This window comes from Streptomyces sp. NL15-2K (genome assembly GCF_030551255.1).
Classification (GTDB): Bacteria; Actinomycetota; Actinomycetes; order Streptomycetales; family Streptomycetaceae; genus Streptomyces.
In genome coordinates this window covers 8,578,662-8,591,483 of record NZ_CP130630.1, presented here as the reverse complement: position 1 = coordinate 8,591,483, position 12,822 = coordinate 8,578,662, and the positions used below count along the sequence as shown (strand labels likewise).

The 12,822-nt window shown below is 72.1% G+C and carries 11 protein-coding genes; 5 read left to right on the top strand and 6 right to left on the bottom strand.

The window, feature by feature from the left end:
- Positions 1–10 precede the first annotated feature (10 nt).
- Both Q4V64_RS38605 and Q4V64_RS38600 read left to right on the top strand, forming a co-directional pair.
- The gene (locus Q4V64_RS38605) at positions 11–556 is read left to right on the top strand and encodes a cysteine dioxygenase (RefSeq protein ID WP_124438784.1); all 546 of its coding nucleotides are present in this window, start codon (positions 11–13) and stop codon (positions 554–556) included.
- 47 nt (positions 557–603) lie between these two features.
- The gene (locus Q4V64_RS38600) at positions 604–1,005 is read left to right on the top strand and encodes a rhodanese-like domain-containing protein (protein WP_124438785.1); all 402 of its coding nucleotides are present in this window, start codon (positions 604–606) and stop codon (positions 1,003–1,005) included.
- Between the two features lie 26 nt (positions 1,006–1,031).
- Here the strand turns inward: Q4V64_RS38600 and Q4V64_RS38595 are convergent, their stop codons facing one another.
- The 3 genes from Q4V64_RS38595 to recA all read right to left on the bottom strand — a co-directional run bounded on the left by Q4V64_RS38595 (position 1,032) and on the right by recA (position 3,487).
- Positions 1,032–1,244: a hypothetical protein gene (locus Q4V64_RS38595; RefSeq protein ID WP_124438786.1), complete on the bottom strand. Its 213-nt coding sequence runs from the start codon at positions 1,242–1,244 to the stop codon at positions 1,032–1,034.
- A 275-nt stretch (positions 1,245–1,519) separates the two neighbouring features.
- Positions 1,520–2,281: a recombination regulator RecX gene (gene recX / locus Q4V64_RS38590; protein ID WP_124438814.1), complete on the bottom strand. Its 762-nt coding sequence runs from the start codon at positions 2,279–2,281 to the stop codon at positions 1,520–1,522.
- Positions 2,282–2,362: 81 nt separating this feature from the next.
- The gene (gene recA, locus Q4V64_RS38585; RefSeq protein ID WP_124438787.1) at positions 2,363–3,487 is read right to left on the bottom strand and encodes a recombinase RecA; all 1,125 of its coding nucleotides are present in this window, start codon (positions 3,485–3,487) and stop codon (positions 2,363–2,365) included.
- A gap of 332 nt (positions 3,488–3,819) precedes the next feature.
- Between recA and Q4V64_RS38580 the strand changes: the two genes are divergently transcribed.
- On the top strand, positions 3,820–4,392 hold the full coding sequence (locus Q4V64_RS38580; RefSeq protein ID WP_124438788.1) for a GNAT family N-acetyltransferase: 573 nt from the start codon (positions 3,820–3,822) through the stop codon (positions 4,390–4,392).
- A gap of 226 nt (positions 4,393–4,618) precedes the next feature.
- Here Q4V64_RS38580 and Q4V64_RS38575 read toward each other — a convergent pair whose 3' ends face one another.
- Together Q4V64_RS38575 and Q4V64_RS38570 are read right to left on the bottom strand one after the other, a co-directional pair.
- On the bottom strand, positions 4,619–5,869 hold the full coding sequence (locus Q4V64_RS38575; protein ID WP_172629095.1) for an AI-2E family transporter: 1,251 nt from the start codon (positions 5,867–5,869) through the stop codon (positions 4,619–4,621).
- 59 nt (positions 5,870–5,928) lie between these two features.
- On the bottom strand, positions 5,929–6,123 hold the full coding sequence (locus tag Q4V64_RS38570; RefSeq protein WP_124438789.1) for a DUF3046 domain-containing protein: 195 nt from the start codon (positions 6,121–6,123) through the stop codon (positions 5,929–5,931).
- Positions 6,124–6,203: 80 nt separating this feature from the next.
- Between Q4V64_RS38570 and Q4V64_RS38565 the strand changes: the two genes are divergently transcribed.
- Positions 6,204–7,148, top strand: coding sequence for a hypothetical protein (locus Q4V64_RS38565; RefSeq protein WP_124438790.1), 945 nt, complete (start codon positions 6,204–6,206; stop codon positions 7,146–7,148).
- A gap of 18 nt (positions 7,149–7,166) precedes the next feature.
- Here the strand turns inward: Q4V64_RS38565 and Q4V64_RS38560 are convergent, their stop codons facing one another.
- Positions 7,167–7,397: a hypothetical protein gene (locus Q4V64_RS38560; protein WP_124438791.1), complete on the bottom strand. Its 231-nt coding sequence runs from the start codon at positions 7,395–7,397 to the stop codon at positions 7,167–7,169.
- A gap of 386 nt (positions 7,398–7,783) precedes the next feature.
- Between Q4V64_RS38560 and Q4V64_RS38555 the strand changes: the two genes are divergently transcribed.
- On the top strand, positions 7,784–12,799 hold the full coding sequence (locus Q4V64_RS38555; RefSeq protein ID WP_124438792.1) for an ATP-dependent helicase: 5,016 nt from the start codon (positions 7,784–7,786) through the stop codon (positions 12,797–12,799).
- Positions 12,800–12,822: the final 23 nt, after the last annotated feature.

Sequence of the window (12,822 nt, the reverse complement as noted above, 5' to 3'; positions counted from 1 at the left end):
CTTCAGGACGGTGTCTGTGTCTGTGTCTCCCCTTCTCTCCCCCGGCGGATCTGCCGAAGTCACCGCCCCCACGCAGGCGGACCTGCTCGACTTCGTACGTCGTACGGCCGCCGACACCGAGTTGATCGCCTCGCTCCCGCTCGACCCGGAGGGCCGTACCTGGGTACGGCTGGAGGGGCCCGGCGGCAGCGAGGCCTGGCTGATCGGCTGGCCGCCCGGCAGCGGCACCGGCTGGCACGACCACGCCGATTCGGTCGGCGCCTTCCTCACCGCCTCCGGCGAGCTCAAGGAGAACTCACTCGCCGCACGGCTGCCCACCGACGGCTGGAAGACGCTGGAACTGACCGAGGGCGTGGACCGGGAGCGCCGGCTGCTGGCCGGAAAGGGCCGCGCCTTCGGCCGCCACCACGTCCATGAGGTCCTCAACGAGTCCCCCGAGCGGCACGCGATCTCCGTCCACGCCTACTACCCGCCGCTGCCACGAATCCGCCGCTACAGCCGCACCGGTCAGATCCTGCACCTGGAGCAGGTGGAACGCCCGGAGGACTGGCAGTGAGCGGGACGCGAGACAGTGACCGGAACGGGAGAAACGGAGGGTCGGCGATGAGCGGCCTGGACGAACGAGCGGTCGGTATCGACGAGTTGCTGGAGCGGGTCCGCGAGGGATACGAGCGGATCGAGCCACAGGATGCGTACGACGCCGTCCGGGCCGGGGACGCGCTGCTGGTGGACATCCGCTACGCGGCCCTGCGCGAGCGGGACGGCCTGATCCCCGGCGCCCTCGTGGTGGAGCGCAACGAGCTCGAGTGGCGCCTCGATCCGCGGGGCAGCCACCGCGCCCCCGAGGCCACCGGCCACGGCCTGCGGGTCGTGGTGATCTGCAACGAGGGCTACGCCTCCAGCCTGGCGGCCGAGTCCCTGCATCGGCTGGGGCTGCGCCGGGCCACCGATCTTGTCGGCGGATTCCAGGCGTGGAAGGCAGCCGGGCTTCCGGTGACGTCGTAGGACCTCTGCCCCTTGCCACGGTCTGCCTACTCCTTCGCCGTGGTCGCCGTCACCGGCCGGGCCCTGAGCGCGGTGCGACCGGGTACGGCGGTGGCGGCGAGGGCGAGCAGACCCGCGCCGGCCACGACACCGACGTACACCAAGGGCGTGACCGCCGGTGCGGCGCGGCCCGTCATGGGGGCCTGCGGCTCCTGGGCGGAGGTGTGCGGTTCTCGCTCTGCACCGGGTTCCTGTGGCATGCGTACACAGTCGTCTGTGCACAGGTCTCCGTGCACTGCGGTGCCCCGGCGTCTTCAGCCGGGGGTCAGCCCCACCTCGGCGCTGGAAACCGGCGTACGAGGAAGCCGGCGAGGGACGAGCGGACGTGCTCCGCGGCGTGGCCCGGCTCCCGAACGCGATGGGCGCCCCCGCGCGTCCACCGTGTCCGGGCCGCCGAGCCACGCAACCCTCTCGCCGTTCCGAGCCCTCGCCCCCGAAGACTCGGTCGGAACGCATCCGCCCCCGAAAGCCTCGTTCAGAACCCCTCGTCCCCGAGGAACTCCGTGTCCTCGCCCTCCTCCTCCAGCGCCTGCCGGACCACCCGCAGGGCCATGCCCTCGGGATAGCCCTTGCGAGCGAGCATCCCCGCGAGGCGGCGCAGCCGCTTGTCGCGGTCCAGGCCGCGGGTGGAGCGCAGCTTGCGGACGACGAGCTCGCGCGCGGTCGCCTCCTCCTGCTCGGAGTCGAGCTGGGCGACGGCCGCGTCGATCAGGGTGGAGTCGACGCCCTTGGTCCGCAGTTCCTGGACGAGTGCGCGCCGCGCCAGTCCCCTGCCGTGGTGCCGGGACTCCACCCAGGCGTCGGCGAACGCGCTGTCGTTGATCAGGCCGACCTCCTCGAACCGCGACAGCACCTCCTCGGCGGCGTCATCCGGGATCTCCCGTTTGCGCAGGGCGTCCGCGAGCTGTTTCCGCGTGCGTGGGGTCCCGGTGAGCAGGCGCAGACAGATCGCCCGTGCCTGCTCCACCGGGTCCCCTGAAGGCTCCCCCTGCCCGGCCCTCGACGAAGAGGAGGTGCCTCCGTCCTCACCGGACGGCTCCGGACGGCCGCGCCGACGGCGTCCGCGTGCGCCGCCCGCGCCACGGGTCCCGCCCCGGCGCGAGCCACCGGCGTGCGCATCGGCGCCGAACGCCGAGCCGTCGTCCGGCCCTCCGTCCAGCCGCTGTCCACCGCCCGGCTCGTCGCCGTACGACCCGCCCCTGCCGTACGACGCCCTGCGGTTGTGTGCCCCGTCCATGCCGTGGGCCGGTTCGCCGTCGTTCACCCCGGCGTTCGTGGAGCCGGTTCGCCATGCATTTGAATCAGGCACGGTTATGGATCAGCTCTTGACCGCCGCGGCCTTGGTCTTGGCAGCCTTGGCCGCCGGAGCGGGCACCGCCTTCGCGGCGTCGTCCGCTGCGGCGGAGACCGCGGCGTCCGCACCCGGCTCGACGGCCGGCACCTCCGGCCGGACTCCGACGCCCAGCTTCTCCTTGATCTTCTTCTCGATCTCGTTGGCGAGGTCGGGGTTGTCCTTCAGGAAGTTGCGCGCGTTCTCCTTGCCCTGGCCCAGCTGGTCGCCCTCGTACGTGTACCAGGCGCCTGCCTTGCGGACGAAGCCGTGCTCCACGCCCATGTCGATCAGGCCGCCCTCGCGACTGATGCCGTGGCCGTAGAGGATGTCGAACTCGGCCTGCTTGAAGGGCGGCGCGACCTTGTTCTTGACGACCTTGACGCGGGTGCGGTTGCCGACCGCATCGGTGCCGTCCTTCAGCGTCTCGATGCGTCGGATGTCGAGTCGCACCGAGGCGTAGAACTTCAGTGCCCGGCCACCGGTCGTGGTCTCCGGGGAGCCGAACATCACGCCGATCTTCTCGCGGAGCTGGTTGATGAAGATCGCGGTGGTCTTGGACTGGTTGAGCGCGCTGGTGATCTTCCGCAGGGCCTGGCTCATCAGGCGGGCCTGCAGACCGACGTGACTGTCGCCCATCTCGCCCTCGATCTCCGCGCGCGGGACGAGCGCGGCGACGGAGTCGATGACGATGAGGTCGAGGGCGCCGGAGCGGACCAGCATGTCCACGATCTCCAGGGCCTGCTCGCCGTTGTCCGGCTGGGACAGGATCAGGTTGTCGATGTCGACGCCGAGCTTCTGCGCGTACTCGGGGTCGAGGGCGTGCTCCGCGTCCACGAACGCGACCTGGCCTCCGGCCTTCTGTGCGTTCGCCACCGCGTGCAGGGTCAGGGTCGTCTTACCCGAGGACTCGGGGCCGTAGACCTCGATGACGCGGCCGCGCGGCAGACCGCCGACGCCGAGGGCCACGTCGAGCGCGGTCGACCCGGTCGGGATGACCTCGATGGGCTCCTTCGAGCGGTCGCCCATGCGCATGACCGCGCCCTTGCCGAATTGCCGTTCAATCTGTGCGAGGGCGGCGTCCAGGGCCTTCTCGCGGTCGGTTCCTGCCATGGGTTCCACCCGATTTGCTTGAGTCGATCGCTTCACGTCTCAGACGCTAACGCCTGCCACTGACAATGCGCCCCGACGCTCGTCCGGCCTGTGGATAACTGGGGCACATCTCCGTCAAAACCATGTCGAAACCCCGTCGAGAGCGTCGCCGGAGCCTCCATAAGAATGGATGTTCGATTTTTGTGTCAAGCGCACCACGTGGCACCTCCGAGACTACGGCGTCCCGCGTCACCGAAGGCCGGGCGCGTGCCATCGCCCCCCCCTGGTGGATGCGGGTCCGTGGCACCGGAAGCTGAGCGGCGCCGCCATGTACGCCGTGACATCGTGGTGCCATGGCCATCGAGGTTCGCCCGGCTTCAGTCTTCGAGGATGTCCGTGCCGTGCTCGGCCCGAAGTCACCGGGGGCCAACGTCTGCTGGTGCCTGAGCTACCGGATCCCGTCCAAGCTCAACAACGAGCTTCGCGGGCCGGCCCGCGGTGACTACGTCGCCGAGCTGTGCCGTGCGGAGCCCCCTCCGGGGGTGCTCGCATACGACGGCGACGAGCCGGTCGGCTGGGCCGCCGTGGCACCGCGCTCGGACACCTCCTTCGCGCGCAACCGTAAGATCCCGCACGTCGACGACCTGCCGGTCTGGTCGCTGTGGTGCATCCGCGTGCGCCCCGGTCACCGGAAGAACGGAATCTCGCATGCCCTCATCGCCGGCGCGGTCGAGTTCGCCCGCGCCCACGGAGCACCGGCGATCGAGGCGTATCCCCTCGACAACGATGACGCCAAGGTCGACCTGACGATGGCGTACGCCGGGATCCGCAAGAACTTCGAACGCGCGGGGTTCGTCCACGCCGCCGACACCACCTCCGTGCTGGCCGGTCATCCCAGGGTCCTGATGCGGCTCGACCTGCGCTGACAGATCAGCCCTGGCTCTCGGCGGCCCGCCTCGTGCGGATCGACCTGCGCCGGGTAGCAACACTCCCCGTACGTTCCGGATCATGGGCGGTTCATCGGCGGCCGGACCTCCGCCGGCGCGGACCGTCCCACCGTGCCGCCCCACCGTGCCGCCGGATGCCGTGGTGTCGCTCGTGGCGGCGGGCCGGCCGATCCGGCGCACGAACCGCTGGACGGCAGCCGGTCCCTCAGGAGGAGCCGTCGGCGGAGTCCTGTGCCCCCGGCCGGCGCGCCCACAGCTCACGCGCGCGCGTGAGCAGTCCGGGTCCCGCCCCTCTCCGGTGTCCGTGCACCCGGGGGTCGTCCGTGACGGCATACCGCTTCACATACGCCCCGAGGAAGGCCTGCAGCGTGGCCACCGCCGGGATGGCGATCAGCGCTCCGACGGCGCCGAGGAGGGCGGTGCCGGCGATGACCGAGCCGAAGGCGACCGCGGGATGGATGTCGACGGTCTTCGAGGTCAGCTTGGGCTGCAGCACGTAGTTCTCGAACTGCTGGTAGACCACGACGAAGATCAGCACCCAGAGCGCGTACCAGGGATCGACCGTGAAGGCGATCAACATCGGCAGAGCGCCCGCGAGATAGGTGCCGATGGTGGGGATGAACTGCGAGACCAGCCCCACCCACACGGCGAGCACGGGCGCGTACGGCACATCCAGGAACTCCAGCAGGATGTAGTGCGCTATTCCGGAGATGACTGCCATCAGGCCGCGCGAGTAGATGTAGCCGCCGGTCTTGTTCACGGCGATCTCCCACGCGCGCAGCACCTCGGCCTGCTTGGCGGGCGGCAGGACGGAGCAGAGCGCGCGGCGCAGCCGTGGGCCGTCCGCGGCGAAGTAGAACGAGAACAGGGCGATCGTCAGCAGCTGGAAGAGCCCCCCGAGGACCTGGGCGGACACGTCCAGAACGCCGGTGGCGCTGTTCTGCACGTAATTGCGCAGCCAGTCGGAGCGGAGCAGGCCCTCTTGGACGTCCACCCGTTTCAGGTCGGTGTTGAAGTGTGTGTTGATCCAGTTGATGACGGAGTCGAGGTAGGCCGGGAAGTCCTCGACGATCTTGATGATCTGGCCCGCGAGCATGGAGCCGAGCAGCGTGACGAAGCCCGCCGCGACGATGATCACGCCGAGGAAGACGATGGCGGTGGCCAGGCCTCTGCGCATGCCACGCGCGGCCATCCAGCTCACCGCGGGCTCGATGGCCAGGGCCAGGAAGAACGCGATGAGAATGTTGATCAACAGGCCGGTGAGCTGATGGAAGGCCCAACTGCCCAGTTGGAACACGGCGATGAGGGCGAGCGCGAGCACCATGGCGCGCGGCAGCCAGCGCGGCATGCGGGCGTTCGGCCCCGCGGCGCCGTCGGCCGGGGGCCGGGTGGGCGGCGTCGTACCGAACGGGGAGTCGTGCTGGACGGCCTGGCCGGTCTCGTCAGTGGGTGCCACAGTGCAAGTTTCGCCCATGTGGCCGACATCGGCTGCGGTCCTGCGATCTTCGTGACCGATCAGTGCTTTTCCCTCGGAACGTTCATGACTGTGCAGACCACACGCCACACGTCCTTCGCGTCCCAGCCGACGTCCAGCGCCTCGTGCACCGTGCGCCCGCCGAGCTCCGACATCACATGGTCGCGCGCGAAGGTGTCGGCGTAGCCTGGACCGAAGTGGTCCGCCATTCGCTGCCAGAAGACCGTCAACCGCATGACTCCAGTATCCCGCCCCTGAGGGTGGGCCTGAGCCGGGACCGCTTGCCGACACCGCTTTCCGTCCTACGGTCTGACACATGGCCGAAACAGGAGCTTCCCCACTCCCCCCGACGCCCCCGGCGCACTCTCCGCTCGCGCGCGCCGAGCACTTCGTCTGGCTCACCGCGCGGGTGCTGGAGCAGCGCCTCTTCGCGTACCACTTCCTGAGCGGAAGCCCCGACCCCGTGGAGACGGCGCTGGACGCCTATCGCAACGAGGACGGCGGATACGGCCACGCGCTGGAACCCGACCTGCGCGGCCCGGTCAGTCAGCCGCTGCACACCGGTCACGCACTGCGGGTGCTGGACGCCGTGGGACGCTGCGGCGGACAGCGCGTGGAGCGCGTATGCCGGTATCTGACCTCGGTCTCCACACCGGACGGCGCGCTCCCGGCGATCCATCCCAGCCAGCGCGGCTACCCGGCGGCCCCCTTCATCCCGATCGTGGACGACCCGCCGAGCGAACTCCTCTCCACGGGACCGGTGGTCGGTCTCCTGCACCGCAACGAGGTGTGGCACGCCTGGCTGTTCAGGGCCACGGACTTCTGCTGGCACACGGTCGAGTCCCTGCGACAGTCCCACCCGTACGAGATCCAGGCCGCCGTGGCCTTCCTGGACTCCGTTCCCGACCGCCCCCGCGCGGAGGCGGCCGCCGACCGCCTGGGTCGTCTGGTACGCGAGCACCGGCTCGCGGTCCTGGACCCGGACCGCCTCGACGCGTACCCGGTGGCCCCGGGCTACGCCCCCGGCGAGCACCACTTCCCGCACGACTACGCGAAGACGCCGGGCTCCCTCGCGCGCGCGTGGTTCACGGACGACGAAATGACCCGCTCCCTGGACTTCCTCGCAGGCGACCAGCAGGACGACGGGGGCTGGCCGATCCGCTGGCGCCAGTGGGCTCCGGGCACCGCTCTGGAGGCCCGCCCCATCGTGACGATCGAAGCACTGCGCACCCTGAGGTCCCACGGCCGCGCCCTGACCTGACACACCGCGTCGCCGGACTCACCCGCGTACCGCCCACGCCACCGGCGCCCGCCCCCCGGCGAAGGTCTGCTGGGCCGTGAGCAGCGTCACGGGCAGCAGCGCCGCGAGATGCCTGACGAGGAGCCACAGCCGGCTGACCGGCGCCGCGAGGGCAGCAGCAGGACGGGCACTCCCCCGCGGACCCGCAGCCGCGTACGGCGGCAAGGGGACGTGTCGGGGGGTGTCCGCCCGCAGCGGTTGGCGCGTCAACACGAGCACCTCGCCAGCGAACCGATTCCGCGCCGTTCCGAGGACGGACACCCCCCCGACACGTCCCCGACCCGCCCCGCAACACAAGGCGCTACACACGCCCCCACCGAACCCGCACAGGCCGCCGCAGGCATCCGCAGGCATCCGCACCCGGCCAAACCACCGAAGGCACCCACCCAGCCGCCGGAGAGCCCCGCACCCACCCAGCCGCAGGAGGGCCCCTCCCCCGGTCAAACCGCCGCAGACGCCACCGCACCCGCGCCCCACCGCCGCAGACGCCCACCGGCACCCCCGCGCCAACCGCCGAAGGCACCCACGGGCCCCCGCCCCACCGCCCCACCGCCGGAGGCAGACGCATTGTCAGTCCCGAGGTGCAGGATGGACGCATGGCCAGCTCCACACACCGAGCCCTCGCAGCCTTCTCCCCCGCGACCCGCGGCTGGTTCACGGGGGCCTTCTCCGCGCCCACCGCAGCCCAGGCAGGCGCCTGGCAGGCCATCGCGCAGGGCTCGGACGTCCTGGTGGTAGCCCCCACCGGCTCCGGCAAGACCCTCGCCGCCTTCCTCGCCGCCCTGGACCAGCTCGCCTCGACACCCCCACCCGCAGACCCCAAGAAACGCTGCCGCGTCCTGTACGTCTCCCCGCTCAAGGCCCTCGCCGTAGACGTGGAGCGCAACCTCCGCAGCCCCCTGACCGGCATCCGTCAGGAATCCGTCCGCCTGGGCATGCCCGAACCGGAGGTCAAGGTCGGCATCCGCTCCGGCGACACCCCCGCCGCAGAGCGCCGCGCCCTGGCCACCCGCCCCCCGGACATCCTGATCACCACCCCGGAGTCCCTGTTCCTGATGCTGACGTCGGCCACACGCGACGCGCTGACCGGCATCGACACAGTGATCCTCGACGAGGTACACGCGGTCGCCGGCACCAAGCGCGGCGCCCACCTCGCCCTCACTCTGGAGCGCTTGGACGAGCTCCTCCCCAAGCCGGCCCGCCGCATCGGCCTGTCGGCCACGGTCCGCCCGGTCGACGAGGTCGCCCGCTACCTCTCCCCCCGCCGCAAGGTGGAGGTCGTCCAGCCGAAGTCCGGCAAGGAGTTCGACCTCTCCGTCGTCGTCCCGGTCGAGGACCTGGGCGAACTGGGCGGCTCCCCGGTGGCCGACGCCACGGACGGCGCGGAGCGTCCGTCGATCTGGCCGCACGTCGAGGAGCGGATCGCCGACCTGGTCCAGGCCCACCGCTCGACGATCGTGTTCGCCAACTCCCGCCGCCTCGCGGAGCGCCTTTGCAACCGCCTGAACGAGATCGCGTACGAACGGGCCACCGGCGAGCCCCTGGACGAACACCACGCCCCCGCCGAACTCATGGGCGGCTCCGGCGCGGCCCAGGGCGCACCCCCGGTCATCGCCCGCGCCCACCACGGCTCGGTGTCGAAGGAACAGCGCGCCCTCGTCGAAGAAGACCTCAAGGCGGGCCGCCTCCCCGCCGTGGTCGCCACCTCCAGCCTCGAACTCGGCATCGACATGGGCGCCGTGGACCTCGTGGTCCAGGTCGAATCCCCGCCCTCCGTGGCCTCCGGCCTGCAACGCGTCGGCCGTGCGGGACACCAGGTCGGAGCCGTCTCCACCGGCGTGGTCTTCCCGAAGTACCGCGGCGACCTGGTGCAGGCGGCAGTCGTCACCGAGCGCATGCGCACCGGCGCCATCGAGTCCTTGAAGGTCCCCGCGAACCCGCTGGACGTCCTGGCGCAGCAAGTCGTCGCCATGACGGCGATGGACACCTGGCAGCTGGACGACCTGCTCGCCATGGTCCGCCGAGCCGCCCCCTTCGCCTCGCTCCCCGAGTCCGCCTTCACGGCGGTCCTCGACATGCTCGCCGGCCGCTACCCGTCCGACGCCTTCGCGGAACTACGCCCGCGCGTGGTCTGGGACCGGGTCGCCGGCACGATCACCGGCCGCCCCGGCGCCCAGCGCCTCGCCGTCACCTCCGGCGGCACGATCCCCGACCGTGGCCTCTTCGGGGTCTTCCTCGCCGGTTCCGACCCCAAGAAGGGCGGCGGCCGGGTAGGCGAACTCGACGAGGAGATGGTCTACGAGTCCCGAGTCGGCGATGTCTTCACCCTCGGCACCAGCTCCTGGCGCATCGAGGACATCACCCGCGACCGCGTCCTGGTCTCCCCCGCCCCGGGCGTCCCGGGCAGGCTCCCCTTCTGGAAGGGCGACCAACTGGGCCGCCCGCTGGAACTGGGCCGCGCGGTGGGCGCGTTCCTGCGCGAGGTCGGATCCCTCACCAAGGAGGACGCCCGCCTCCGCCTCCTCGCCGCGGGCCTGGACGCCTGGGCCGCGGACAATGTCCTGTCCTACCTCGACGAGCAGCGCGAGGCCTGCGGCCACGTCCCGGACGACCGCACGATCGTCGTGGAGCGCTTCCGCGACGAACTGGGCGACTGGCGGGTCGTCGTGCACTCCCCCTTCGGCGCCCAGGTGCACGCCCCCTGGGCTCTGGCGCTCGGCGCCAAGCTCTCCGAGCGGTACGGCATGGACGCCCAGGTCATGCACGCCGACGACGGCATCGTCCTACGGCTGCCCGACGCCGACCTGATGGGCCTGGACCTGCTGGACCAGGAACCGACAAAGCTCGGCACGGAGTACGACGCGGACCAGGCTCCCGTCGGCGCGGCGGACGTCGTCTTCGACAAGGGCGAGGTCGACCAGGTCGTCACCGACCAGGTCGGCAGCTCGGCCCTCTTCGCGTCCCGCTTCCGCGAGTGCGCCGCCCGCGCGCTGCTGCTGCCGCGCCGCAACCCCGGCAAGCGCACCCCGCTGTGGCAGCAGCGTCAGCGTGCCTCTCAACTCCTCCAGGTGGCCAGCGAGTTCGGCTCGTTCCCGATCGTCCTGGAGGCGGTCCGCGAGTGCCTCCAGGACGTCTTCGACGTGCCCGGTCTGGTCGAGCTGATGGGCGACCTGGAGTCCCGCAAGGTGCGCCTCGTCGAGGTCACCACCCCAGAGCCCTCCCCCTTCGCCCGCTCCCTCCTCTTCGGGTACGTCGCCCAGTTCCTGTACGAGGGAGACTCACCCCTCGCCGAGCGCCGCGCCGCCGCCCTCTCCCTGGACTCGCGGCTGCTGTCCGAGCTCCTCGGCCAGGCGGAGCTGCGCGAACTGCTCGACGCCGAGGTACTGACCGAGCTGGAGCGGGAGCTCCAGTGGCTCACCGAGGACCGCCGCGTCAAGGACGCCGAAGGCGTCGCCGACCTGCTGCGGCTGCTCGGCCCGCTCACCGCCGCCGAGCTGGGCGAGCGGGGCGCCGAGCCGCAGTGGGCCCAGGAGCTGGCCTCCGCCCGCCGTGCGATCCGGGTCCGCGTCGCCGGCACCGACCACTGGGCGGCGATCGAGGACGCGGGCCGCCTGCGCGACGCGCTCGGCACGGCGCTGCCGGTCGGCGTCCCCGAGGCCTTCATGGAGCCCGTCAAGGACCCGCTCGGCGACCTCCTCGCGCGCTACGCCCGCACTCACGGCCCGTTCACGTCGGCCACGGCAGCCGCCCGCTTCGGCCTGGGCGTGGCGGTCACCGACGGCGCCCTCCAGCGGCTGGCGGCGACGGGCAGGGTCGTACAGGGCGAGTTCCACCCGGCCGGGATCGGCCAGGAGTGGTGTGACGCGGCCGTCCTCCGCCGCCTTCGTCGCCGCTCTCTCGCCGCCCTGCGGCACGAACTGGAACCGGTGCCACCGCCCGCACTCGCCCAGTTCCTCCCTCAGTGGCAGCACATCGGCAAGGGGCACGGACTGCGCGGCATCGACGGGCTGGTGCGGGCGGTCGAGCAGTTGCAGGGCGCGTCCGTGCCCGCGTCCGCCCTGGAGAAGCTCGTCCTGCCGTCCCGCGTCGCGAACTACACCCCCGCGATGCTCGACGAGCTCACCGCGGCCGGCGAGATCGTCTGGGCAGGCGCAGGGGCGCTCCCCGGCAAGGACGGCTGGGTCTCCCTGTGCGTGGCGGACGCGGCCCCCCTGCTGCTGCCCCCTCCCCACCCCCTCGAGCTGACGGCGCTCCACCAGTCCGTCCTGGACGTCCTCTCCGGGGGCTACGGCCTGTTCTTCCGCCAGATCGGCGACCAGGTCCGCGCCACCACCCACCCCGACGTCACCGATCCCCAACTGGCCGACGCCGTCTGGGACCTGGCCTGGTCCGGACGGCTCACGAACGACACCCTCGCGCCCATGCGCTCCCTCCTCGGCTCGGGCCGCACCGTGGGCTCCACCGCCCACCGCGCCAAGCGAACGATCCCGCGCGGGCGCTACGGCTCCCTCACGGCCGCCGCCCGCCCCGCCTCCCGCACCGGCCCGCCGACCGTCGCCGGCCGCTGGTCCCTGCTTCCGGAGCAGGAGGCGGACCCCACCGTGCGCGCCCACGCGCTGGCCCGCGTCCTGCTCGACCGGCACGGCGTGGTGACCCGGGGAGCCGTCTCCGCGGAGGGCGTCGAGGGCGGCTTCTCGGCGACGTACCGCGTGCTGTCCGCCTTCGAGGACAGCGGCCAGGCACGACGCGGCTATGTGGTCGAGGGCCTCGGCGCCGCCCAGTTCGCGATGGACGGCGCGGTCGACCGCCTCCGCGCGGTGGCCAACGCCCGCGACCGGGGCGAAGCACTGCCCGCCCCGCCCCACAGTGACGGCGCACCGGACGCTTTCGGCCCACCCGGGGCCTCGTCGCCGTACGACTTCGGCCCCTCCACGGACTGGCCACCGAACGACGTCGACCCGTCCACGACCGCGGGACCGTACGGCATCGGCTCCCCCGACGCCCTCGCAGGCGACGGTTCGGATCCGTCCGAGGGCCACCCCGCCGGGACCGGTCCCGGCTTCGGCGACGACTGGGACCCCTTCCCCACCCCCACCACGCGGAGCGAATGGACCTCACCCCGCGACTTCGCCCAGCCCCAGCAGACCGGCCCCGGGCCCGCCCCCGGCGGTTCCGCGTACGGCTCCGCCTTCGCCGGCCGCCGTACCCGACCCGCCCCCGACTCCCGAGCCGTCGTCCTCGCCGCCGCCGACCCCGCGAACGCGTACGGGGCGGCCCTCCCCTGGCCGGAGCCCCCGACCGGCGCCGGCCACAAACCGGGCCGCAAGGCCGGTTCCCTGGTGGTTCTCGTCGACGGCGAGCTGACGCTCTACATGGAGCGCGGCGGCAAGACCCTGCTGGCCTGGCCCTCCACTCCGGACGGTACGGCCACCGAGGACCCACGCCTGCAAGCGGCGGCGGAAGCCCTGGCCGCGGCCGCCAAGGCCGGCTCCCTCGGCACGGTCACGGTGGAGCGCGTCAACGGCGCCTCGGCCCTCACCTCCCCCATAGGCACCCTCCTGGAAGGAGCGGGCTTCATCGCGACACCTCGCGGCCTGCGGCTACGAGCGTGACCGCACCGACGTCGCCCCCGCCC

What these genes read in the sequence shown, in the direction of transcription:
- Q4V64_RS38600 (WP_124438785.1), top strand. Translation starts at nt 604, where the DNA reads ATGAGCGGCCTGGACGAACGAGCGGTCGGTATCGACGAGTTGCTGGAG.
- Q4V64_RS38595 (WP_124438786.1), bottom strand. Translation starts at nt 1,244, where the DNA reads ATGCCACAGGAACCCGGTGCAGAGCGAGAACCGCACACCTCCGCCCAG.
- recX (WP_124438814.1), bottom strand. Translation starts at nt 2,281, where the DNA reads ATGGACGGGGCACACAACCGCAGGGCGTCGTACGGCAGGGGCGGGTCG.
- recA (WP_124438787.1), bottom strand. Translation starts at nt 3,487, where the DNA reads ATGGCAGGAACCGACCGCGAGAAGGCCCTGGACGCCGCCCTCGCACAG.
- Q4V64_RS38580 (WP_124438788.1), top strand. Translation starts at nt 3,820, where the DNA reads ATGGCCATCGAGGTTCGCCCGGCTTCAGTCTTCGAGGATGTCCGTGCC.
- Q4V64_RS38570 (WP_124438789.1), bottom strand. Translation starts at nt 6,123, where the DNA reads ATGCGGTTGACGGTCTTCTGGCAGCGAATGGCGGACCACTTCGGTCCA.
- Q4V64_RS38565 (WP_124438790.1), top strand. Translation starts at nt 6,204, where the DNA reads ATGGCCGAAACAGGAGCTTCCCCACTCCCCCCGACGCCCCCGGCGCAC.
- Q4V64_RS38555 (WP_124438792.1), top strand. Translation starts at nt 7,784, where the DNA reads ATGGCCAGCTCCACACACCGAGCCCTCGCAGCCTTCTCCCCCGCGACC.